The 21,347-nt window shown below is 72.6% G+C and carries 20 protein-coding genes; 12 read left to right on the plus strand and 8 right to left on the minus strand.

Annotated features, from left to right (window positions below; genetic code table 11):
- Positions 1 to 10 precede the first annotated feature (10 nt).
- Together ACIP84_RS12350 and ACIP84_RS12355 are read left to right on the plus strand one after the other, a co-directional pair.
- On the plus strand, positions 11 to 1,318 hold the full coding sequence (locus tag ACIP84_RS12350) for a M18 family aminopeptidase (RefSeq protein WP_401797695.1): 1,308 nt from the start codon (positions 11 to 13) through the stop codon (positions 1,316 to 1,318).
- Between the two features lie 58 nt (positions 1,319 to 1,376).
- Entirely contained in the window at positions 1,377 to 1,721 is a 345-nt protein-coding gene (locus ACIP84_RS12355) for a hypothetical protein (RefSeq protein ID WP_355957030.1), read from the plus strand.
- On the opposite strand, the gene ACIP84_RS12360 is transcribed toward ACIP84_RS12355, so the two are convergent.
- Positions 1,722 to 3,530 carry an NHL domain-containing thioredoxin family protein gene (locus ACIP84_RS12360; protein WP_401797697.1) on the minus strand — a complete coding sequence of 603 codons (1,809 nt, stop codon included), beginning with the start codon at positions 3,528 to 3,530 and terminating at the stop codon, positions 1,722 to 1,724. It lies immediately after the preceding gene.
- A gap of 109 nt (positions 3,531 to 3,639) precedes the next feature.
- Here ACIP84_RS12360 and ACIP84_RS12365 point away from each other — a divergent pair, with 109 nt between their 5' ends.
- On the plus strand, positions 3,640 to 4,131 hold the full coding sequence (locus tag ACIP84_RS12365) for an LURP-one-related/scramblase family protein (protein WP_401797699.1): 492 nt from the start codon (positions 3,640 to 3,642) through the stop codon (positions 4,129 to 4,131).
- Positions 4,132 to 4,143: 12 nt separating this feature from the next.
- Here the strand turns inward: ACIP84_RS12365 and ACIP84_RS12370 are convergent, their stop codons facing one another.
- Complete coding sequence (locus ACIP84_RS12370; RefSeq protein ID WP_401797701.1) at positions 4,144 to 5,436, minus strand: trans-sulfuration enzyme family protein; 1,293 nt, start codon at positions 5,434 to 5,436, stop codon at positions 4,144 to 4,146.
- A 63-nt stretch (positions 5,437 to 5,499) separates the two neighbouring features.
- On the opposite strand from ACIP84_RS12370, the gene ACIP84_RS12375 reads away from it, so the two are divergent.
- The 5 genes from ACIP84_RS12375 to ACIP84_RS12395 all read left to right on the plus strand — a co-directional run bounded on the left by ACIP84_RS12375 (position 5,500) and on the right by ACIP84_RS12395 (position 10,758).
- The gene (locus ACIP84_RS12375) at positions 5,500 to 7,026 is read left to right on the plus strand and encodes a PLP-dependent aminotransferase family protein (protein ID WP_401797703.1); all 1,527 of its coding nucleotides are present in this window, start codon (positions 5,500 to 5,502) and stop codon (positions 7,024 to 7,026) included.
- Positions 7,027 to 7,166: 140 nt separating this feature from the next.
- Positions 7,167 to 7,571 (plus strand): hypothetical protein, encoded by a 405-nt coding sequence (locus ACIP84_RS12380; RefSeq protein WP_355957042.1) that lies wholly within the window; start codon positions 7,167 to 7,169, stop codon positions 7,569 to 7,571.
- A 14-nt stretch (positions 7,572 to 7,585) separates the two neighbouring features.
- Positions 7,586 to 9,043 carry a hypothetical protein gene (locus ACIP84_RS12385; RefSeq protein ID WP_355957044.1) on the plus strand — a complete coding sequence of 486 codons (1,458 nt, stop codon included), beginning with the start codon at positions 7,586 to 7,588 and terminating at the stop codon, positions 9,041 to 9,043.
- 49 nt (positions 9,044 to 9,092) lie between these two features.
- Positions 9,093 to 9,701 (plus strand): hypothetical protein, encoded by a 609-nt coding sequence (locus ACIP84_RS12390; protein ID WP_401797706.1) that lies wholly within the window; start codon positions 9,093 to 9,095, stop codon positions 9,699 to 9,701.
- Positions 9,702 to 9,906: 205 nt separating this feature from the next.
- A complete protein-coding gene (locus ACIP84_RS12395; RefSeq protein ID WP_355957049.1) occupies positions 9,907 to 10,758 on the plus strand; it encodes a histidine kinase in 852 nt (283 codons plus the stop codon).
- A 100-nt stretch (positions 10,759 to 10,858) separates the two neighbouring features.
- Here the strand turns inward: ACIP84_RS12395 and ACIP84_RS12400 are convergent, their stop codons facing one another.
- The gene (locus tag ACIP84_RS12400) at positions 10,859 to 11,656 is read right to left on the minus strand and encodes a carbon-nitrogen family hydrolase (RefSeq protein ID WP_355957051.1); all 798 of its coding nucleotides are present in this window, start codon (positions 11,654 to 11,656) and stop codon (positions 10,859 to 10,861) included.
- A 155-nt stretch (positions 11,657 to 11,811) separates the two neighbouring features.
- Between ACIP84_RS12400 and ACIP84_RS12405 the strand changes: the two genes are divergently transcribed.
- Complete coding sequence (locus tag ACIP84_RS12405; protein ID WP_401797708.1) at positions 11,812 to 12,639, plus strand: maleylpyruvate isomerase family mycothiol-dependent enzyme; 828 nt, start codon at positions 11,812 to 11,814, stop codon at positions 12,637 to 12,639.
- Between the two features lie 52 nt (positions 12,640 to 12,691).
- Here ACIP84_RS12405 and ACIP84_RS12410 read toward each other — a convergent pair whose 3' ends face one another.
- The 5 genes from ACIP84_RS12410 to pdhA all read right to left on the minus strand — a co-directional run bounded on the left by ACIP84_RS12410 (position 12,692) and on the right by pdhA (position 18,410).
- On the minus strand, positions 12,692 to 14,008 hold the full coding sequence (locus ACIP84_RS12410) for a nitrate/nitrite transporter (protein ID WP_401797710.1): 1,317 nt from the start codon (positions 14,006 to 14,008) through the stop codon (positions 12,692 to 12,694).
- Entirely contained in the window at positions 14,005 to 14,679 is a 675-nt protein-coding gene (locus tag ACIP84_RS12415) for a GntR family transcriptional regulator (protein ID WP_355957058.1), read from the minus strand. Before ACIP84_RS12415 ends, ACIP84_RS12410 begins: the two co-directional genes overlap by 4 nt.
- A gap of 95 nt (positions 14,680 to 14,774) precedes the next feature.
- Positions 14,775 to 16,217 (minus strand): dihydrolipoamide acetyltransferase family protein, encoded by a 1,443-nt coding sequence (locus tag ACIP84_RS12420; protein ID WP_401797978.1) that lies wholly within the window; start codon positions 16,215 to 16,217, stop codon positions 14,775 to 14,777.
- Positions 16,218 to 16,248: 31 nt separating this feature from the next.
- A complete protein-coding gene (locus tag ACIP84_RS12425) occupies positions 16,249 to 17,229 on the minus strand; it encodes an alpha-ketoacid dehydrogenase subunit beta (RefSeq protein ID WP_319315523.1) in 981 nt (326 codons plus the stop codon).
- Between the two features lie 2 nt (positions 17,230 to 17,231).
- On the minus strand, positions 17,232 to 18,410 hold the full coding sequence (gene pdhA, locus ACIP84_RS12430; RefSeq protein ID WP_355957062.1) for a pyruvate dehydrogenase (acetyl-transferring) E1 component subunit alpha: 1,179 nt from the start codon (positions 18,408 to 18,410) through the stop codon (positions 17,232 to 17,234).
- 337 nt (positions 18,411 to 18,747) lie between these two features.
- Between pdhA and ACIP84_RS12435 the strand changes: the two genes are divergently transcribed.
- From ACIP84_RS12435 to ACIP84_RS12445, 3 genes are all read left to right on the plus strand, one after another.
- The gene (locus tag ACIP84_RS12435) at positions 18,748 to 19,407 is read left to right on the plus strand and encodes a response regulator transcription factor (protein ID WP_355957064.1); all 660 of its coding nucleotides are present in this window, start codon (positions 18,748 to 18,750) and stop codon (positions 19,405 to 19,407) included.
- A 178-nt stretch (positions 19,408 to 19,585) separates the two neighbouring features.
- The gene (locus tag ACIP84_RS12440) at positions 19,586 to 20,038 is read left to right on the plus strand and encodes a pyridoxamine 5'-phosphate oxidase family protein (RefSeq protein WP_401797713.1); all 453 of its coding nucleotides are present in this window, start codon (positions 19,586 to 19,588) and stop codon (positions 20,036 to 20,038) included.
- Between the two features lie 225 nt (positions 20,039 to 20,263).
- Positions 20,264 to 21,325, plus strand: a complete 1,062-nt coding sequence (locus ACIP84_RS12445) for a phosphotransferase (protein ID WP_401797979.1) — start codon at positions 20,264 to 20,266, stop codon at positions 21,323 to 21,325.
- The last annotated feature ends 22 nt before the right edge of the window (positions 21,326 to 21,347 follow it).

Raw genomic sequence — 21,347 nt, forward strand, 5'->3', positions numbered from 1 at the left:
GGTGGAACCCATGAGCAGCGCAGCCTCCCGTCCCGCCGCAGGCCCCTTCGACCGCGGACACACCGACGACCTCATGGCCTTCCTGACGGCCTCACCGTCGCCGTACCACGCGGTCGCGAGCGCCGCCGAGCGGCTTGAGAAGGCCGGGTTCCGCCGGGTCGAGGAGACGGCCGCGTGGGACGCGACGAGCGGCGGGAAGTACGTGATCCGCGGCGGCGCGATCATCGCCTGGTACGTGCCGGCCGGCGCCGCCGCCCACACCCCGTACCGGATCGTCGGCGCCCACACCGACTCCCCCAACCTGCGCGTCAAGCCGCAGCCCGACATGGGCGCGCACGGCTGGCGGCAGGTCGCGGTCGAGATCTACGGCGGCACCCTGCTCAACACCTGGCTCGACCGCGACCTCGGCCTCGCGGGGCGGCTCACCCTCCGCGACGGCAGCCACCACCTGGTCAACGTGGACCGGCCGCTGCTGCGCGTCCCGCAGCTCGCCATCCACCTCGACCGGGGTGTCAACGACGGCCTCAAGCTGGAGCGCCAGCGCCACATGCAGCCGATCTGGGGCATCGGGGACGTCCACGAGGGCGACCTGATCTCCTTCGTCGCCGCCGAGGCGGGCGTCGACGCCGAGGACGTGAGCGGCTGGGACCTGATGGTGCACGCCGTCGACGCGCCCGCCTATCTGGGCCGCGACCGCGAGCTGCTCGCCGGGCCGCGCATGGACAACCTGCTGTCCGTGCACGCCGCGGTCGCCGCACTCGCCTCCCTCGCGGGCCGCGACGACCTCCCGTACATCCCGGTCCTCGCCGCCTTCGACCACGAGGAGAACGGCTCCGAAGCCGACACCGGCGCCCAGGGCCCGCTCCTCGGCAACGTCCTGGAGCGCTCGGTGTACGCGCGCGGCGGCGCCTACGAGGACCGCGCCCGGGCCTTCGCCGGCACCGTCTGCCTCTCCTCCGACACCGGCCACGCCGTCCACCCGAACTACGCGGAGCGCCACGACCCGACGCACCACCCGCGCGTCAACGGCGGCCCGATCCTGAAGGTGAACGTCAACCAGCGGTACGCCACCGACGGCAGCGGCCGCGCGGTCTTCGCCGCCGCCTGCGAGAAGGCGGGCGTGCCGTGGCAGTCGTTCGTCTCCAACAACGACATGCCCTGCGGCACGACGATCGGCCCGATCACCGCCGCCCGCCACGGCATCAAGACGGTCGACATCGGCGTGGCGATCCTCTCCATGCACAGCGCCCGCGAACTCTGCGGCGCCGAGGACCCGTACCTGCTGGCCAACGCCCTGGTCGCCTTCCTGGAGGGCTGAGTACCGCGGCCCCGGCCGCGAAACATCCGCGAAAGGTGCCGCTTGGCAGGGTCGTCCCATGCATCGTCATGAGGGGCCCTCCCGGGGCAGGTTCATCGCGGGTGTCGGGGGCGCCGTCGCGGTCGCCACGGCGGTGGCGGGGGTGTTGATCGGCACGTACAACGACCGGCCGCCGTGGGGGACGGACATCGCCTACGAGGGCGGCTTCATCATGGCGTCCCGGATCCGCGGGTACGACGTGGACGGCACGCGGACGAAGGCGCTGCTCGCCGGGGAGTGCGTGCTCATGGAGCGGCAGGGCATGGGCGGCGAGCGGGCCGTGCACGACCCGGCCGCCTGGGTCGACGGGTGCCTGGACGCCGCCGCGGGGCGGCCGTCCAGGAACCAGGGTCTCGTCCGCTGACTACGCGTCCATACCGGCGAGGATCAGCGGCAGCCGGGACACGCCCGACTCCGTGATCTTCACCGGGACGCCCCAGTCCTGCTGGTGGACGTGGCAGGCCGGGTACTCGTTCGCGGGGTCGTCGTCGCAGGACGCGGCCATCGCCGACACGTGCAGGACGCCCTCGGTCAGCTCGGGGTTCAGGTCGAGCTCCCGGAACAGGTCCGTGCCCGTGCCCCCGCCCGCGAGGAGCAGCTCCGGCGGGGTCGAGGAGACCAGGAGGCGGGTCGAGGGGCCGTACCGCTCGTCCAGCTTCTGGCCGTTGGGCGCCTGGAAGACCACGTCGAGCCGGAGGCGGCCCGGGGCGACCTCGGTGGCCTCGCGCCGGGTGCGGTGGGCGACGGCCTCGACCTGGACGGCCTCCTCGGGCAGCCGCAGCCGGGTCAGCCGGTGCCGGGCGGACTCGACGACCACGATGTCGCCGTCGACGAGGACCGCGTCGCTGGGCTCGCGCAGGTCGGTGGCGAGCGTCGTCACCTCGCCGGACGCGGGGTCGTAGCGGCGCAGGGCGTGGTTGTACGTGTCGGAGACCGCGACCGAGCCGTCGGGGAGGGCGGTCACGCCCAGAGGGTGCTGGAGCAGGGCCTGGCCGGCGGCGCCGTCGCGGTGGCCGAAGTCGAAGAGTCCGGTGCCGACGGCGGTGTGGACCACGCCGTCGGTGTCGATCCAGCGCAGGGCGCTGGTCTCGGAGTCGGCGATCCACAGCCGGTCCTCGGTGGCGGACAGCCCGGAGGGCTGGGCGAACCAGGCCTCGGCGGCGGGCCCGTCGACGAGGCCCTCGTTGGTGGTGCCGGCCGCGACCTCGACGGTCTTCGTGGCCGGGTCGTACGTCCACAGCTGGTGGACGCCGGCCATGGCGATCCACACCTTGCCCTGCCACCAGGCGACGTCCCACGGCGAGGACAGGTCGACGTCCAGGGCGGGCCCGGAGGTGGGGGAGCCCTGCCACCACTGCTTCCCGGTGCCGGCGATCCGCTCGATCGCACCGGTCGCCGGGTCGAGGACGCGCAGGGCGTGGTTCACGGTGTCCGCGACCACGACCGTGCCGTCGGGGAGCTGCGTGAGACCCTGCGGCTCCCGGAAGACGCCCTCCCCGATCCGCCGTACGACGGTCTCGCCGTCGGCGGCCAGCTCGACGAGCTGGTGCCGGGTGGTGTCGGAGACCAGGAAGTTCCCGGAGGGCAGCAGGATCGCCTTGCCGGGGAAGCGCAGATCGGTGGCGACGGGCTCGGGCGCCACGTACGGCCCGTCGCCGCGCCGGAGCGTCCCCTTGGCCTCGTGCTCGGCCTCCAGCTCCTCGACGAGGGTCCGGATCGCGTTGGCGTGCCCCTCACCGGCGTGCTGGGCGACGACGTAGCCCTCGGGGTCGATCACGACGAGCGTCGGCCACGCGCGCACGGCGTACTGCTTCCAGGTCGCGAGCTCCGGGTCGTCGAGGACGGGGTGGTGCACCTCGTACCGCTCGACGGCGTCGACGACGGCCTGGTGCTCGGCCTCGTGCACGAACTTCGGCGAGTGCACGCCGACGATGACGAGCGTGTCGCGGTGCTTCTCCTCCAGGTCACGCAGTTCGTCGAGCACGTGCAGGCAGTTCACACAGCAGAACGTCCAGAAGTCGAGCAGGACGATCTTTCCTCGCAGGTCGGCGAGGGTCAGATCGTCTCCGCCCGTGTTCAGCCAGCCGCCCCTGCCGATCAGCTCGGGGGCGCGGACACGGGCACGCTTGCGGGGTGCGGGCGCGGGGGTGGGCGCCGAGGCAGCATCGTTCATCCTTCAAGCTTGCCATCCGGGTGTGAATGCCGGATCACGCGCTGACGTCAGGGTGCCGTACGGGTGGGACCCGGGTGAGAGACACCGCTCTGCGGGCAGGCATGGCTGGGTGAGATATCTCGTACGGGACAAGATCTTCGCGATCGGCGACGACTACTGGATCGAGGACGAGCAGGGCCGCCACGCCTTCCTCGCCGACGGCAAGGCCATGCGCCTGCGCGACACCCTGGAGCTGAAGGACCCCGACGGGCAGGTCCTGATCACCCTGCGGCAGAAGATGTTCAGCCTGCGGGACACCATGACGATCGAGCGCGACGAGCGGCCGCTGGCGACCGTCCGCCGCAAACGGCTCTCGCTGCTGCGCAACCACTACCGGGTGACGCTGGTCGAGGGCACGGAGCTCGATGTCAGCGGCCGGATCCTGGACCGGGAGTTCACCGTCGAGTACGAGGGTGAACTCCTGGCCCACATCTCCCGGCAGTGGTTCCGCGTCCGCGAGACGTACGCGGTGAACGTGGTCCGCGAGGACACGGACGCCGCACTGCTCGTCGCGGTCGCGGTCTGCGTGATCCGGATGGCCGAACGGGAACGGGAGGACTGACGCGACCGCCTCCTACACGGCTGTCTTCAGCGCCTGCTCCAGCGCCTGCTCCAGGTCCGCCCACAGGTCCTCGACGTGCTCGATGCCGATCGAGATCCTGACCGTGCCGGGGCCGATCCCCGCCGCCTCCAGGGCCGTCGCGTCGAGCTGGTGGTGGGAGGTGGAGGCCGGGTGCATCACCAGGGTCTTCACATCGCCGAGAGAGACGCTGAGGGAGGCGAGCCGGACCGCCTCGACGAACGTGCGACCCGCCTCCCGGCCGCCCGCCAGGTCCACCGAGATCACACCGCCTCCGCCGGCGGGCAGCAGGCGCGCGGCGATCGCCCGGTCCGGGTGGTCGGCGAGGGCGGGGTGGCGTACGGCCGCCACCGCCGGGTGGGCGGCGAGCCGGGCCGCCAGGTCGGCGGCGCTCGCGCACTGGCGCTCCATGCGCAGGGAGAGGGTCTGCATGCCGCGCAGGGTGAGCCAGGCGGCGAACGGGTCGGTGGACGCGCCCTGCTCGACCGCGTGGTGGCGGATCCGCCCGTACAGCCCGGCGTCCTTGAAGACGGCGATCCCGCCGAGGACGTCGGCGTGCCCGGACAGGTACTTGGTCGCGGAGTGGATGACGATGTCGGCGCCATGGTCGAGCGGCCGGAAGAGGAGCGGCGAGGCGAAGGTGTTGTCGACGGCGACCGGGACCCCGGCCTCGGCGGCGACGGCGGCGAGGGCGGGCACGTCGGAGACCCGGGTGGTCGGGTTGGCGATGGTCTCCAGGTAGAGCAGCCGGGTCTCGGGCCGCAGCGCCGCCCGGACCTCCTCCGGGTCGGTGCCGGAGACGTACGTGACGTCGACGCCCCAGCGGGTGGCGAGGTCGGTGAGGACCCCGTACGTGCCGCCGTACAGGCAGGTCTGCGCGATGACGTGGCCGCCGCTGCCCAGCAGACCGAGGAGGACGGCGTTCACCGCGCCCATGCCCGAGGCGAAGGAGACGCCGGCGGTGCCGCCTTCGAGGCGGGCGACGGCGTCCTCCAGGGTGCGGACGGTGGGGTTGCCGTGGCGGCTGTAGAGGAAGGCCTCCGTGGAGGTGAAGGCGGTGGCGAGGGCGTCGGCGGACTCGAAGGCGAAGACATGGCCCTGGTGGAGCGGGACGCCGAGGGGCCTGCTGCCGGTGATCTCCACGTGCGGCGGGTGGACGGCGAGGGTCTCGGGGCGGGGAGACGGCGAGGCCGTGGACGAGGCGGTGGACGAGGCCGTGGGGGACGGGGCGGAGACGGCGGGCGCGGCGGACACGGCGGACGTGGCGGACGTGGAGTCGGTGCTCATGAACTCAGTCTGTGGACCGGGCGTTTGCGTTCCCAGGTCCAATCCCGGCAGATTGGTTCGGCCATGAAGCCAATCGGTCACTCCCCCGATCCCGACGACCTCGTCTCCCGGCTCGGTCGCTGGTCCGCCGGCCGCGGGCCGCTCTACCTGCTGCTCGCGGCCCGGCTGCGCCGCCTCGTCGACGAGGGCGCGCTGCCCCCGGGCACCCTGCTGCCGCCCGACCGGCGGCTCGCGAAGGCCCTGGCCGTGGGCCGTACGACGGTGGTCGCGGCCTACGACACCCTGCGCCAGGAGGGGCGGCTCGTCCGGCGGCAGGGCAGCGGGACCCGGGTCGCCCGGGCCGCGCTCGCGCCGGAGGCGCCCCGGGCGGGGGTCGCGCCCCGTGTGACGGAGACCTCCAACCCGCTGTTCCTGCACCTCCTGGAGGCGCCGGACGACGTCATCCTGCTCAGCTGCGCCGCCCCCGTGGAGCCGCCGCCCGAGCTGGCGGAGGCGTACCGCTCGATCGTCCTGCCGGGCGGGGACCTCGGCTACCACCCGGGCGGTCTCGGCGTCCTGCGGGAGGCGGTGGCCGCGCGGTACGCGGAGCGGGGCGTGCCGACCGGGCCCGGGCAGATCCTGGTCACCACCGGTGCGCAGCAGGGGCTTTCGCTGCTCGCCCGGCTGCTGCTCGCGCCGGGGGACGGGGTGCTGGTGGAGGCGCCGACGTATCCGGGGGCGCTCGACCTGTTCCGGGAGGCCGCGGCGGTGCCGCTGCCGGTGGCGGTCGGGCCGGACGGGCTCGACGTGGCGGAGGCGGTACGGGTGATGGAACGCCACCGTCCCGCCCTGGCCTATGTGGTGGCCCGCTTCCAGAACCCCACGGGCACGGTGCTCCCGCCGCTCGCCGGGCGCCGGCTCGTGGAGGCGGCGAACGCGCTGGGGGTGCCGCTCGTGGACGACGAGGTGCTGGGCGACCTGGCGTTCGGCACCGGGCGGGAACCGCGGCCCCTGTCCGCGTACGGCGAGGTGATCGCGGTCGGTTCGCTCAGCAAGGTGGTGTGGGGCGGGCTGCGGATCGGCTGGGTGCGCGGCCCGGCCCCGCTGATCGCCCGCCTCGCCCGGCTGAAGGCCCTGCACGACCTGGGCTGCGACGTGCCGTCCCAGCTGGTCGCCGCGCGTCTCCTCGCCGGCTTCGCGCCCGTACGGGCCGCCCGGCTGCACACCCTCCGCGCGGGTCACGCCCATCTGCGGGCCGAGCTCGCCCGGTTGCTGCCGTCCTGGTCCTGCGCCCCGGCGACCGGCGGCCAGACCCTCTGGGTGCAGCTGCCGCACGGCGACGGCGTCTCCTTCGCCCAGGTCGCCCTCCGGCACGGGGTGGCCGTCCTGCCGGGTGCGACCACCGATGCCCTCGGCGGCAGCGTCCGGCATCTTCGGCTGCACTTCCTGCTGCCGCGGGAGGTGCTCACGGAGGCGGTGCGGAGACTGGCGGCGGCCTGGGCGGAGTACGCGCCGGCCCCGGGAGGAGGGCCGGACGCGGACCCGGACGCCGAAACGGGCGGGGGCACAAGTGCGGAACCGGGCGCGTCGCTGCAGGGCATCACGCTCTGACCAGGCAGGAGCGTTCCAGCCTTGCATCCCGGGCCTCACCACGGAAACATACGGTGCACCTGCAAAGTGATGATCATTCTTTCTCATGGGGGCGCAGCGGCATGGGTTTTGACGAGGACTGGGCCGGAATACGGTCCGGCGTGACCGAACAAGCCCCCGTCGGCATGCGGTTGAACCAGCTCGATGGCGGCGGCGGTGGCGGAGGCACGTCCGGTGGGCCGCCGAGCCTCGCTACCGCACCAGCAAAGAAGAAGGCCGCGGCAAACACCATCGAGAACGAGCTGGAACCGGACACGGCGAAGGCCGCCAAGGTGGCCGACGCCGCCACGACCGCTGCCGTCGGCGGCTTCGAGGGCTGGGCGACCGCGGCAGGCCTGAAGACGGTCGAGACCACCTGGGACAGCCAGGTGAAGACACTCCTCGCCCGCCTCGCCTCCGAGAAGACCGCCCTGCGCAGCACCGCGCTCACGTTCGGCCAGCAGGAGCTCGACAACCGGGCCCGTCTCGCCGGGGTCAGGCCGACCTCGCGCATCGAGCAGTACTGAGGGGGCGGACGTACATGCTGACGTACTCCGAGATCATGACGACCGACCTGGGCAAGCTCGCCACCACCGCCGACAAGTGGACCGAGATGGCGGGCGACCTGAAGAAGGTCGAGGAGCGCTACCGCGACAGCGTCGAATCGCTGACGACCTCCCAGGCCTGGCTGGGCGAGAGCGCCACCGCCGCGCAGACCAACTTCGCGGCCACCCGCTACGAGTACCAGGCCGCCCAGACCCAGGCGAAGGCCACCGCGACGGTGCTGCGCAACGCCCACGAGCAGTTCACCGAGCTGAAGAAGCAGCTGGAGAACGCCCGCGCCGACGCCGTCAAGGCCGGGATGAAGGTGTCCGAGCAGGGCCGGGTCGCCTACGACTACGAGCGGCTCTCGCCGAGCGAGCGCAGCGCCCTGCACCACGACCCGGACGGCGCCAAGAGCGTGCGGGAGGCCGAGACGGCCTGGACCGAGCACATCGACGGCTGCGTCAAGGCCTTCGACCTCGCCGACCAGGACCTGAAGAAGGACCTGGAGGCCGTGGTCAAGGACGGCCAGGGCAACAAGAACGACGCCACCGCCGGCACCGGGTTCAACGGTGACGCCGGGAAGGTCGCCGCGGCCGACGACAAGGCCAAGGACGACCGGATGAACCTGGCCTGGCTGAAGATGAAGGACGACGAGACGCTCGACGACTACGTCCAGCGGCTCCAGCGCGACGGCATCGCCAAGCTCACCGGCAACGAGAAGCTGGCCGACCTGGTCGCCGGGTTCACCAAGGGCACCGTCACGGCGGGCGCGTTCGCGGGCGCCCTGACCGCGGCCGGCCTGTACTCGTACAAGCTGTCCAAGGCGATCCGGCCGCCGTTCGTCCACCCCACCGCGCCCGGCACCTTCCTGTCCAAGCACTTCAACATGCGGCTCGCGGGCGCGGCTCCCGGCAGCCTGCTCAGCAAGGTGCCGCCGGGTCTCGCGACCGCGCTGACCGGCTCGGACGAGGCCGCCATGCTCGGCGGGTTCATGCGCAACGGCGCCTTCTTCATGCCGACCGCCGCCGAGGCCAACCTCCTGAAGGTCGCGCAGAACGGCGGTCTCGCCAACGCCGCCAAGGCGGCCGGCGTACTGCGCGGCGCCGGTGTCGTCGGCGGCGTCGCGGCCACCGCGTACGGCATCGCCAACCTCACCACGTACAACACGGACATGATCAAGGCCGACCCGGCGAAGTTCGCCTCGGACCTCACCGGAACGGCGTTCAGCGCCTCGATGACGGCCCTGACCGTCGCCCCGACCCCGGTCACCCTCGGCCTCGCCGTCGGCACCGGCGTGGCCTACGGAGCCGCGCTGATCTGGGACAACCACGAGGCCATCGGGAAGGGTATCGAGCAGGCCGGGGACTGGATCGGCGACAAGGCCTCCGACGTGGGCTCCGGGATCGCGAGCGGAGCGAAGAAGCTGGGCAGTGCCCTGAACCCCTTCGACTGACCCCGGCCGCGACACCCCGAGATCCCTGAGACCGAAGAGGAATCCGTTCATGCACACCCAGGTCAGCCCGTTCGAACTCCAGGCGTGGAAGGAGGGGAACCGGCACCACTACAGCGCGGGCTGGAAGGGGGTCTCGCCGGAGTTCGGCGAGATCACGCTGACGGCGCCCCTCCCCCGCGCCAACCCCGAGACGCTCGTCTCGGAGGTGCGCGGCGGGCTGCTCCCCGTGGCCTCTTTCGAGGCCCGCGGGATGCACGCCGAGGGGCTCAAGCTGCCGACCCTGAACCGGTCCACGCTGCGGGTCGGCGACCGGATGGTGTACGTGACGCGGAACCGGTTCGGCGCCACGCTCGACCAGCGCGCCCTGACGATGAAGTACGCGGGCGACCGGTACCGGCTCGCGGCCCTCGACAAGAACGCCTACGTGCTGACCCGCGAGCCCGACGACGAGGACCCGGGGGTCAGGATCACCGTCCGCGAGTCGGGGCGCGGCAAGAACCGCCGGCTCTCCGTGCGGGTCGAGGGGCGCGCGGAGGGCGGCGACCTGGCCCTGGGTCTGATCTTCGCGGGCGTCGACCGGTCGGCCCTGACCCGGATCGGCGCGGTGAAGGCGGGCATCTCCCGCGTGACCCACTTCTGGACCGAGGCGACGTACTGATTCCCGACCCGGACCCCCTCCGTTCCCGACCCGAACCCCCTCCGCCGCCCCGCCCGGGCTCCCGCCGTCGTACACGCCCGGGCTCCCGCCGTCGTACACGCCGCACCACCCGCCCCACGCAGCGCGCCCGCCCCACGCAGCGCACCGGCCCCACGCAGCGCACCTGCCGCACCCGCCCTACCCGCCCTACCCGAGTGAGCGACACATGCCTTCCTTCGACGTGACCCGTTCCCGTTTCCGGCTGGCCGACGACGAGGTCTTCGTCCTCGCCCAGCTGGCGACCGGTCAGCCGGTCCCGGAGTCCATGGCGCCCGCCGAGGCGCGGCTCCGGGACGCCGGGCTCATGAGCGGGGCCGGGGAGCTGTCCACGCTCCTGCTGCCCCTGATGCAGACCCTCGTCAACCCCTCCGTGATCGTCTCCCTCGAAGCGGGGGGCCGACAGGGCACCCTGCACCACGGGCTGCTCATCGGCGACGACCACGTCGTCTGTCACGAGACCTGGCCGGGCGAGGAGGAGGCGGTCTACCGGCTCGTCGAGCCGCGGACCACGGTGTGGACGCTGGCCGACCTGATCGCCCTGCGCCAGTCCGACGCGGCGGGCGTCGACAAGGCCGGGGAGCAGGTCGTCGAGACGACCATCGGCGTCCTCGAGGCGGGCCTCCAGGCCCTGGAGAAGGCCGCGTCGACACCCGGCGCGGACGAGCGGCACCTGGTCGTCGAGGCGCTGCGCGCGGCCGGGGCGGCGGAGGGCACCGCCACGCTGCTCGCACAGCTGATCGTGGAGGTGCGCTCCAACTGGCGGATGACCGCGGCCTGGCAGGGCCGCCAGGAGGGGGTGGCGGGTGTGACGGCCCGCGTGGTCGCCGCCTGGGACTGCGGTCCGCTCGGCTACTGGCTGCGCGAGCTGCCCGCCGAGCCGGTCGCGGAGGGCGAGGTGACGGCCGGCAGCCCGTTCCGGCTGCGCCGCGTCGCCCCGAAGCGGATCTGGCAGGAGCTCACCGGCCTGCTCCCGGACGAGTCGGAGATCGTCCGGCGAGAGGCCCCGGCGCAGGCGTAGCGGGCCGCGCCGCGGAGCTCGTACGAGAGAAGGCGTCGGCCCGCCCACGGCCCCCGCGGGCGGTCCCCGCCGATGAGGGCCGCCTGCGGGGCCGGTGCCGTCAGCCCCGCTTCGGGGGCGCGATGCCCAGCACCCGGTCCTTCAGCGCCGGGAACTGCTCGCGGGTCGCCGTGACCTTCGCCGGGTCCAGGACCACCCGGAGGATCTCCTCGTCCGGGCCCGCCTCGGCGAGGGTCTCGCCCCAGGGGTCGACGACGATCGAGTGCCCGGCCTGCTCCACCCCCGCGTGCGTGCCCGCCGTACCGCAGGCGAGGACGTACGCCTGGTTCTCGACGGCGCGGGCCCGGGCGAGCAGGCTCCAGTGGGCGCGGCGGCGGGCCGGCCAGCCGGCCGGGACGACGAAGGCCTGGGCGCCCGCGTCGACCAGCCCGCGGAACAGCTCGGGGAAGCGCAGGTCGTAGCAGGTGCCGACGCCGACGGTGAGGTGCGGCAGGTCGACGGTGACCAGGTCCTCCCCGGCGGCCATCATCACCGCCTCGCCCTTGTCGAAGCCGAAGCGGTGGATCTTGCGGTAGGAGGCGGCGAGTTCGCCGTCGGGGGAGAGGACCAGCGAGGTGTTGTACAGCGCCCCGCCCTCCGCCTCGACGAACGAACCGGCGTGCAGCCAGACCCCGGCGTCGCGCGCGGCGGCGGCCATCGCGCGGTGGGTGGGGCCGTTCAGCGGCTCGGACTCGGCGGCGAAGGACTCGTACGCGAAGGCCCCCATGGGCCACAGTTCCGGCAGGACGACGAGGTCGGCGCGGCCGGACTCCTCCCGTACGAGACGGGCCACTCGGGCTCGTCGGGCGTCGACCGGTTCGTCCGGGTCTACCGCGATCTGGATCAGCGAGGCGCGCACACTACCACCGTCCTGGCATTCGAGCCGTCAACACCGGCCTACGATCGTCACACGAAAGCACTGCCGGGGTGCCTTCGGGCAGCGTAACTTAGCGTCCGAGCCTCCCACCCAGTCGTGTTTTCAGCCCGCGCACCGAAGAACCGCCGAGGGGTCCCGTGACCGTCCATCCCAGCCTCCAGAACTACGCCGACGCCTGGACCCACTCCATCGAGGCGATAGCCGAGCTGGTGCAGCCGCTCGTGGAGGGCGAGTGGAACCGGCCCACACCGTGCCCCGGCTGGTCGGTGCGGGACATCGTGTCCCATGTGATCGGCATGGAGACCGAGATGCTCGGCGACCCGCGCCCGATCCACTCCCTGCCGCGCGATCTCTACCACGTACGCAGTGACTTCGCGCGCTACATGGAGGTCCAGGTCGACGTGCGGCGGCACCACACCGCGCCGGAGATGACCTCGGAGCTGGAGTACATCCTGATCCGCCGGGCCCGGCAGCTCCGCAACGAGAACCGCTCCCCCGAGCACCTGATCCGCGCCCCCCTCGGCGCCGAGCAGTCCCTGGAACTGGCGTACCGGATGCGGGCCTTCGACGTGTGGGTGCACGAGCAGGACCTGCGGGTCGCGCTCGGCACGCCGGGCAACCTGGACTCGGCGGGCGCCCACGTGACGCGTGACGTGCTCCTGGAGGCCCTGCCGAAGGTCGTCGCCAAGGACGCGGGAGCGCCCGCCTCTTCGGCCGTCGTCGTCGACGTCAGCGGCCCGCTGGAGTTCCTGCGGACGGTACGGGTCGACGCGGAGGGCCGGGGTTCCATCGACGGCGCGCCCTCGCTGGGTCCCGCGGTGACGCTCGCGACGGACTGGGAGACGTTCGTGCGTCTCGCCTGCGGCCGGGTCCGGCCGGCCGATGTGGCCGACCGGGTCAAGACGGAGGGCGACGAGGCGCTGGCGCAGGCCATCCTCGACAACTTCGCGGTGACTCCCCGCTAGTTCGGCCCCGCGGCGGCTCGCACCCCGGTGCTGCGCTGTCCGGCGGTCTTGCCTAGACGGGTACGTGTACGGCTTCCACCCTGCTGGCGACGAGCCGGTCCCGTTCCCTGCGGTGGGTACGGGCCTTGAGGCGCAGGATCTGCACGACGCCCAGGGCCTCCAGGACGAAGACCGACGAGAACGCGATCCGGTAGTTGTCACCGGTCGCGTCGAGCAGCACGCCCACGGCGAGCAGCGTCGTCATCGAGGCCACGAAGCCGCCCATGTTGACGATGCCGGACGCGGTGCCCTGACGCTCCGGCGGGTTCGCCGGGCGGGCGAAGTCGAAGCCGATCATCGAGGCCGGTCCGCAGGCGCCGAGGACCAGGCAGAGGGTGACGAGCAGCCACATCGGGGCGTGGTCGCCGGGGTACGCGAGGGTGGTCGCCCACAGCAGGGCGGTGGCGGCGACCGTGCCGAGGGCGAGCGGGGCGCGGGCCGTGTGGTGGCGGGCGATGATCTGCCCGTACGCGAGGCCGACGACCATGTTCGACAGGACGACCAGGGTGAGCAGGGTCCCCGCCGTCGACCGGGACAGTCCCTGCGCCTCGACCAGGTACGGCAGTCCCCACAGCAGCAGGAAGACCATCGCGGGGAACTGGGTGGTGAAGTGCACCCACATGCCGAGCCGGGTGCCGGGTTCCCGCCAGGACTCGGCGATCTGACGGCGTACGAAGGCGGCGCCCGCGTGGGTGGCGGGCTGCGGTTCGTATCCCTCGGGGTGGTCCTTGAGGAAGAGCAGCAGCAGGACCAGGACGACGACGCCGGCGAGGGAGCTGCCGACGAAGGTGGTCGTCCAGCCGAGGCCGTGCAGGGCGCGGGCGATGAAGACGGTGGAGACCAGGTTGCCGGCCATGCCGAAGAGCGCGGCGACCTGGCCGATGAGCGGGCCGCGGCGGGCCGGGAACCAGCGGCTGCCGAGCCGCAGGACGCTGATGAAGGTCATGGCGTCGCCGCAGCCGAGCAGTGCCCGGGAGGCGAGCGCGGTGCCGTAAGAGGGGGAGAGCGCGAAGCCCAGCTGGCCGAGGGTGAAGAGGACGACGCCGAGGGCGAGGACCTTCTTGGTGCCGAGGCGGTCGACCATGAGGCCGACGGGTATCTGCATGCCCGCGTAGACGAGCAGCTGGAATATGGAGAAGGTGGAGAGCGCGGAGGCGTTGACGTCGAAGCGGTCGGCGGCGTCGAGTCCGGCGACCCCGAGGGACGTGCGGAAGATGACGGCGACGAAGTAGACGGCGACACCGACGCCCCAGACGAGGGCGGCCCGGCGGCCGCCGGGCGGATCGCCGGGGAGGGTGACGGCGGAGCCGTGGCCGTTGCGGTTGCTCATCGGTCCTCACCCCGGACCAGGACCTTGACCCAGCTGAGGTGCTGGCGGACGCAGTGCGCCGCGCCCTCGGCGTCGCCGGCTCTTATCCGGTCGAGGATCTCGGCGTGCTCGGTGATGTTCTTGGCGACGCGGTCGGGCTGGGACTGCATCACGGCGACGCCCATCCGCAGCTGGCGGTCGCGGAGCTGGTCGTAGAGGCGGGAGAGGATCTGGTTGCCGGCGTGCTGCACGATCTCGGCGTGGAAGCACCGGTCGGTGGCCGCCACCTCGGCGAGGTCCCCGGCCGCGGCGCGCAGCTTCTGCTCCGCCAGGAGCTCCTCAAGGCGCTCGACGAGCGAGGCGGGCGCGGGCACGGCCCGGCGGACGGCGAACTCCTCGACGAGCAGCCGGGTCTCGACGACGTCGGCGATCTCCTGCGCCGAGACGGCGAGGACGAGGGCGCCCTTCTTCGGGTAGAGCCTGAGCAGCCCTTCCATCTCCAGCTTGAGCAGCGCCTCGCGGACCGGTGTCCGTGACACCCCCACGGCAAGGGCCAGTTCGCCCTCGGTGAGAAGGGTGCCTCCCTCGTAGCGCCGGTCGAGGACGGCCTGCTTGACGTGCATGTAGACACGATCGGCCGCGGGGGGCTGCCTGGTGGGCTGCGGGGCGGGACCGGCTGGCGCTGAGGGCATGCGCACAGAATAGATACAACAGAGGTGCAACAGAGAGCCCCGTCCACATCATGGACGGGGCCTCATGTTTCACGTGAAACGGGCGAACCCGCGCACTACGCCCAGCTGATCAGCCGCTTCGGCTGCTCCAGGATCGCGGCGACGTCCGCCAGGAACTTGGAGCCGAGCTCGCCGTCGACCAGCCGGTGGTCGAAGGAGAGGGCCAGCGTCGTGACCTGGCGCGGCTTCACCTTGCCCTTGTGGACCCAGGGCTGGAGCTTGATCGCACCGACCGCGAGGATCGCGGACTCGCCGGGGTTCAGGATGGGCGTACCGGTGTCGACGCCGAAGACGCCGACGTTGGTGATGGTGAAGGTGCCGCCCTGCATCGCCGCCGGGGTCGTCTTCCCCTCGCGGGCCGTGGAGATCAGCTCGCTCAGCGACGCCGAGAGCTCGGGCAGGGTCTGCGCGTGCGCGTCCTTGATGTTCGGCACGAGCAGACCGCGCGGGGTGGCCGCGGCGATGCCCAGGTTCACGTAGTGCTTGAGGACGATCTCCTGCGCCGCCTCATCCCAGGCCGCGTTGATCTCCGGGTTGCGCCGGACGGCGACCAGGACGGCCTTGGCGATGAGGAGCAGCGGGTTGACCCGCAGGCCCGCCATGTCCGTACCGGACTTGAGCTCCTCGACCAGCTTCATCGTGCGCGTGATGTCGAAGGTCACGAACTCGGTGACGTGCGGGGCGGTGAAGGCCGAGCCGACCATCGCCGCCGCCGTGGCCTTCCGTACACCCTTGACGGGGACACGGGTCTCCCGGGCGTCGGTCGACACGACGGGAGCGGCCTGCACGGCCGCCGGGGCGGCCACGGGCTGGGCCACGGGCGCCGGGGCCGGGGCCTCGACGGCCGGCGCGGACACCGGAGCGGCCGCCGCGTGGACGTCCTCCCGGGTGATGATGCCGTCCGGGCCCGTCGGGACGACCGTCGCCAGGTCGACGCCGAGGTCCTTCGCGAGCTTCCGGACCGGCGGCTTCGCCAGCGGTCGCCCGGCGCCGTGCCCGTGCCCGTTGAGCTGCTCCGGCACGGAGACCGGAACGGCGACGGGGACGGCGGCCGGAGCGGCCTGCGCCGGAGCGGCGGGAGCGGCCGGGACCGCCCCCTGCGCCGCCTTCCGCGGGCGCCGCTTGGTGGAACTGGCGGCCACGCCGTAGCCGACGAGGACCGGCGTACGGCCCTGCGGCTCGGCCGCCTCCTCCTCGGCGGCCGGGGCGACCGGAGCGGGCGCCGCGGCCTGGGCGACCGGAGCGGCCTCGGCCACCGGCGCCTCGGGCGCGGCCCCGCCGCCGACGTTCACCGAGATGATGACCTGGCCGACGTCGACCGTGGTCCCCTCGGGGAAGCGCAGCTCGTGGACCGTGCCGTCGAACGGGATCGGCAGCTCGACCGCGGCCTTGGCAGTCTCGACCTCGCACACGACCTGGCCGTCCTCAACCGTGTCACCGGGCTGGACGTACCACTTGAGGATCTCGGCCTCGGTGAGGCCCTCGCCCACATCGGGCATCTTGAATTCGCGGATCGTCACGGTGCTCTCCTCAGTACGCCAGCGAGCGGTCGACGGCGTCGAGCACGCGATCCAGACCCGGCAGGTACTCCTCCTCCAGGCGCGCCGGCGGGTACGGCGCGTGGTAGCCGCCGACCCGCAGGACGGGAGCCTCCAGGTGGTAGAAGCTGCGCTCGGTGATCCGGGCGGCGATCTCCGCGCCGGCGCCGTAGAAGACCGGGGCCTCGTGGACCACCACGAGGTGGCCGGTCTTCTCGACGGACCGCTGGATGGCGTCGAAGTCGATCGGGGACATCGAGCGGAGGTCCAGGACCTCGACCGACTTGCCCTCCTCCTGGGCGGCCGCGGCGGCCTCCAGGCAGACCTTCACCATCGGCCCGTACGCGGCGAGCGTCAGGTCGCTGCCCTCGCGCGCCACCCGGGCGTCGTGGAGCGCGCCGGGGATGGCCTCGGTGTCGACCTCGCCCTTGTCCCAGTAGCGGCGCTTGGGCTCGAAGAAGATGACCGGGTCGTCGCTCTGGATGGCCTGCTGGAGCATCCAGTAGGCGTCCGACGAGTTGGACGGCGAGACGACCTTGAGGCCCGGGACGTGCGCGAAGAGCGCCTCGGGGGACTCGGAGTGGTGCTCGACCGCGCCGATGCCGCCGCCGTACGGGATACGGATGACGACGGGCATCTTGACCTTGCCGAGCGCACGGGCGTGCATCTTGGCGAGCTGCGTGACGATCTGGTCGTACGCGGGGAAGACGAAACCGTCGAACTGGATCTCGACGACCGGGCGGTAGCCGCGCAGGGCCAGACCGATCGCGGTGCCGACGATGCCGGACTCGGCGAGCGGCGAGTCGATGACCCGGTCCTCGCCGAAGTCCTTCTGCAGACCGTCGGTGACCCGGAAGACACCGCCGAGCTTGCCGACGTCCTCGCCCATGATGAGGACCTTGGGGTCGGTCTCCAGCGCCTTGCGGAGCGACTCGTTGAGCGCCTTGGCGAGCGGAAGCTTCTGTACAGCCATGGTTACTTGACCTCGCCATCCGCGAAGGACGCCTGGTAGGCGGCGAACTGCGCGCGCTCCTCGTCGACGAGCGAGTGCCCGTCCGCGTACACATTGTCGAAGATCGCCATGTCGTCCGGGTCGGGCATGTTGCGCACACCCTCGCGGACGCGCTTGCCGAGCGCCTCGCTCTCGGCCTCCAGGGCCTCGAAGAAGGCCTCGTCGGCGTGCCCCTCCCTCTCCAGGTACGCCTTGAGGCGCAGGATCGGGTCCTTGGCCTCCCAGGCCTCCCGCTCCTCGTCCCGGCGGTACTTCGTCGGGTCGTCGGAGGTGGTGTGGGCACCCATGCGGTAGGTGAAGGCCTCGACGAGGGTCGGGCCCTCGCCGCGGCGGGCGCGCTCCAGGGCGGAGCGGGTGACCGCGAGGCAGGCCAGGACGTCGTTGCCGTCGACCCGGACGCCCGGGAAGCCGAAGCCGCGGGCGCGCTGGTAGAGCGGGACGCGGGTCTGCTTCTCGGTGGGCTCGGAGATCGCCCACTGGTTGTTCTGGCAGAAGAACACGACGGGCGCGTTGTAGACCGCGGAGAAGGTGAACGCCTCGTTGACGTCGCCCTGACTGGAGGCACCGTCACCGAAGTAGGCGATCACGGCGGAATCCGCGCCGTCCTTGGCGATACCCATCGCATACCCCGTGGCGTGCAGGGTCTGGGAGCCGATGACGATCGTGTAGAGGTGGAAATTGTTGCTGTTGGGATCCCAGCCACCGTGGTTCACACCGCGGAACATTCCCAGCAGATTCGTCGGGTCGACGCCGCGGACCCACGCGACACCGTGTTCGCGATAGGTCGGAAAGACGTAGTCGTCGTCCCGCAGGGCGCGGCCCGAACCGATCTGCGCGGCCTCCTGGCCGAGCAGCGAGGCCCACAGGCCCAGCTCGCCCTGACGCTGCAGCGAGGTCGCCTCGGCGTCGAAGCGACGGGTGAGGACCATGTCGCGGTAGAGACCGCGCAGTTCCTCGGCGCTCAGGTCGATGTCGTAATCGGGGTGCTGGACGCGCTCTCCCTCGGGCGTCAGCAGCTGGACGAGCTCGGGCTCTGCGCCCTGCGCTGCCGGTGCCTTCTTCGCGCTTGCGGCGCTGGTGGTGCGCTTGGCGCCGCTGCTGCGTCGCGTCGTCTTGCGCGCGGCAGTGCTCTCCACGGTCACGTGCGTGCTCCTCCGTCGGTCCGGCCTCCGGGTTCGCCGGTAAGCCAGTGCGGCTCCGCCTTATCCGTACCCTTCGCACGGGGTGGGTGCGACGCGGCCGGAGTCGGGCGTGACAGGTGCCCCGGCGAGCGCCGTCATAGGCACGTTACCCATAGTGCGGCATTCCCGCGAAACCCCACTTGACCTGCGATTTTGCTTGGATTTCCAAGTAAATCGAGAAAAGGGGACTCGCTGCTGGTCAGCGCATGGACAACGGCCCGACGCCGTCGTCGGAACATCCGGCACGTTATCCCGCGCACCCCGGGCGCGGGAAGAGCCAATATGTGAGACTGACTGCGTGCGCGAAGAAGGAAAAATCCGGGTATTTCTGCTGGACGACCATGAAGTGGTCCGGCGCGGCGTCCACGAGCTGCTCTCCGTGGAGGACGACATCGAGGTGGTCGGGGAGGCCGGGACGGCGGCGGACGCGCTGGTCAGGATCCCCGCGACCCGTCCCGACGTCGCCGTGCTCGACGTCCGGCTGCCGGACGGCAGCGGGGTGGAGGTGTGCCGGGAGATCCGTTCGCAGGACGAGGGCATCAAGTGCCTGATGCTGACCTCGTACGCGGACGACGAGGCGCTCTTCGACGCGATCATGGCCGGGGCCTCGGGTTACGTCCTCAAGGCCATCCGCGGCAACGAACTCCTGAGCGCGGTACGCGACGTGGCGGCCGGCAAGTCGCTGCTCGACCCGGTGGCGACCGCCCGCGTCCTGGAGCGGCTGCGCGACGGCAACAATCCGAAGGGTGACGACAAGCTCGCCAACCTGACGGAGCAGGAGCGCAGGATCCTGGACCTGATCGGCGAGGGCCTGACCAACCGGGTCATCGGCGAGCGGCTCCACCTCGCGGAGAAGACCATCAAGAACTATGTCTCCAGCCTGCTGTCGAAGCTGGGCATGGAGCGGCGCTCGCAGGCCGCCGCCTACGTGGCGCGGCTCCAGGCGGAGCGCCACTGACGCACGGCGGGGCCCCGGAGCCGGCCGCGCGCCGTCGTGACGCCGGACCGGCCGTTCGGGGCCCTCACCCGTACGGGCCAGAGCGCGGCCGGCCGCCCCGATTCGGGACCTACGTCCCCGCGAAACCGGGGCAGGGGCCCCTTCTCCGACACGGTGCCGGTGGCGGAGAGTGGATGCCATGTCCACCGACGAGATCCGCGCCATCGAGTTGCTCGGCCGTGTGTCGTACGGCCGGGTGGCGACGAGCATGCGGGCGATGCCGTTCGTCGCCCCCGCCCGCCACATCGTGGCCGACGGCCGCGTCCTGATCCGGCTGCACCGGGGCCTCGGCTACCACCGCGCCTGCAACGGCAGCGTCGTCGCCTACGGTGCGGACAACTTCAGCTCCGGGTCCGCGAACCTCTGGTCCGTGCAGTTCACCGGCACCGCCGAGATCGTCGAGCCGACCGCGGAGGAGCTCGCGGAGTTCGGTGCCGAGCCCGAGCTGGTGGACGGCGAGGCCTTCGACCCGGTCTACATGCGGATCGAACCGCAGTTCGTGACGGTGCACGCGCTCGACTACGCGAGCGAGACCCCGGGGACCCGCCCCGCCCCCCACTCCGTCCGGCGACACCTCCACCACGTAGCGTGATCTAACATCTGGCGGGTGCCGCGCTCATCTGAAACGCTCACTCCACCGGCCGGACCGCCCACCCCCCGGCCCGGCGCTCGACCGGGCGCCGCCCGGCCCGCCGGCGCCCCACCCGCCGGCGCCCCACCCGCCGGCGCCCCACCCGCCGGCGCCCGGCCCGCCGGCGCCCCACCCGCCGGCGCCCGGCCCGCCGTCGCCCCACCCGCCGGCGCTCCTCCCGAGCCACTGGCCGGTGTTCCTCCCGTCCCACCTGCCGGCGCTCCTCCCGTCCCACCGGTCGGCGCCCTGCTCCGCCGCCACCGGCACGCCGGAGAACCCCTCTCCTGCGTGCCCGTCGCCGAGGGGCTGCTCAACCGCGGCTTCCGCCTCTCCACCACCCGCGGCACCTACTTCCTCAAGCAGCACCTCGACGCCCCCACCGCCGACCGCGCCACCATCGCCCGGCAGCACCGCGCCACCCAGCGGCTGCACGCCCTCGGTCTGCCCGTCGCCCCGCCGCTGCCCGACACCACCGGCCGCACGGTCGCCGTCGTCGACGGCCACTGCTACGCCCTGCACCCCTGGGTCGACGGCCGCCACCGCGACGGCGCCCAGCTCTCCACGGGCTGCTCCCGGCGCCTCGGCACCCTCCTCGGACAGGTCCACACCGCCCTGGACCGGGTCATGGAGCCCTCAGGGCCCGACGGGGCGCCCGGCGTCACCGCCGACGACGGTGTCTGCGCCAGCGCCGACCTCCAGGACACCTTCCGGGCCATCGACGAGCTGATCCGCCTGGCCCGCGCCCACCGCCCCCGCGACAGCTTCGACGCGCTCGCCGAGCACCGGCTCAGGGAGCGCCGCCGGCTTCTCGCCCAGCACGCCCACCACCGGCCGCCGCCCGCCGCGGCCGCCGGCTGGGTGCACGGCGACTTCCACCCGCTGAACCTGCTCTACCGGGGCGCCGAGCCCGCCGCGATCATCGACTGGGACCGGCTCGGGGTCCGCCCGAGGGCCGAGGAGGCGGTCAGGGCCGCCGCCATCTTCTTCGTACGGCCGGGAGGTGAGCTGGCCCTGGAGAAGGTGCGGGCGTACGCGCGCGCGTACCGGCGGGCGACCGGCGCCGACCGCGCCGAGCTGGCGGCGGCGGCGCACCGGGTGTGGTGGGAGCGGCTCAACGACTTCTGGACCCTGCGCTGGCGCTACCAGCTGCACGACCGAAGGGCCGACCCGCAGTTTCCTGCGGTGTCGGCCCTGGCGGTCTGGTGGACCCGCGAGTACGAGGCGGTGAGCGACGCGTTCGCGGGGTGAGGCGGCGTCCGGGCCGGGGGCC

Source organism: Streptomyces sp. NPDC088707 (assembly GCF_044752725.1).
Lineage (GTDB): Bacteria > Actinomycetota > Actinomycetes > Streptomycetales > Streptomycetaceae > Streptomyces.

Excerpts from the sequence above, each read along its gene's own strand:
- ACIP84_RS12390 (WP_401797706.1), top strand. The coding sequence starts at position 9,093 with ATGCACACCCAGGTCAGCCCGTTCGAACTCCAGGCGTGGAAGGAGGGG.
- ACIP84_RS12410 (WP_401797710.1), bottom strand. The coding sequence starts at position 14,008 with ATGAGCAACCGCAACGGCCACGGCTCCGCCGTCACCCTCCCCGGCGAT.
- ACIP84_RS12370 (WP_401797701.1), bottom strand. The coding sequence starts at position 5,436 with ATGAGCACCGACTCCACGTCCGCCACGTCCGCCGTGTCCGCCGCGCCC.
- ACIP84_RS12425 (WP_319315523.1), bottom strand. The coding sequence starts at position 17,229 with ATGGCTGTACAGAAGCTTCCGCTCGCCAAGGCGCTCAACGAGTCGCTC.
- ACIP84_RS12440 (WP_401797713.1), top strand. The coding sequence starts at position 19,586 with ATGTCCACCGACGAGATCCGCGCCATCGAGTTGCTCGGCCGTGTGTCG.
- ACIP84_RS12350 (WP_401797695.1), top strand. The coding sequence starts at position 11 with ATGAGCAGCGCAGCCTCCCGTCCCGCCGCAGGCCCCTTCGACCGCGGA.
- ACIP84_RS12385 (WP_355957044.1), top strand. The coding sequence starts at position 7,586 with ATGCTGACGTACTCCGAGATCATGACGACCGACCTGGGCAAGCTCGCC.
- ACIP84_RS12355 (WP_355957030.1), top strand. The coding sequence starts at position 1,377 with ATGCATCGTCATGAGGGGCCCTCCCGGGGCAGGTTCATCGCGGGTGTC.
- ACIP84_RS12420 (WP_401797978.1), bottom strand. The coding sequence starts at position 16,217 with ATGCCCGATGTGGGCGAGGGCCTCACCGAGGCCGAGATCCTCAAGTGG.
- ACIP84_RS12360 (WP_401797697.1), bottom strand. The coding sequence starts at position 3,530 with ATGAACGATGCTGCCTCGGCGCCCACCCCCGCGCCCGCACCCCGCAAG.
- ACIP84_RS12375 (WP_401797703.1), top strand. The coding sequence starts at position 5,500 with ATGAAGCCAATCGGTCACTCCCCCGATCCCGACGACCTCGTCTCCCGG.
- ACIP84_RS12415 (WP_355957058.1), bottom strand. The coding sequence starts at position 14,679 with ATGCCCTCAGCGCCAGCCGGTCCCGCCCCGCAGCCCACCAGGCAGCCC.
- ACIP84_RS12395 (WP_355957049.1), top strand. The coding sequence starts at position 9,907 with ATGCCTTCCTTCGACGTGACCCGTTCCCGTTTCCGGCTGGCCGACGAC.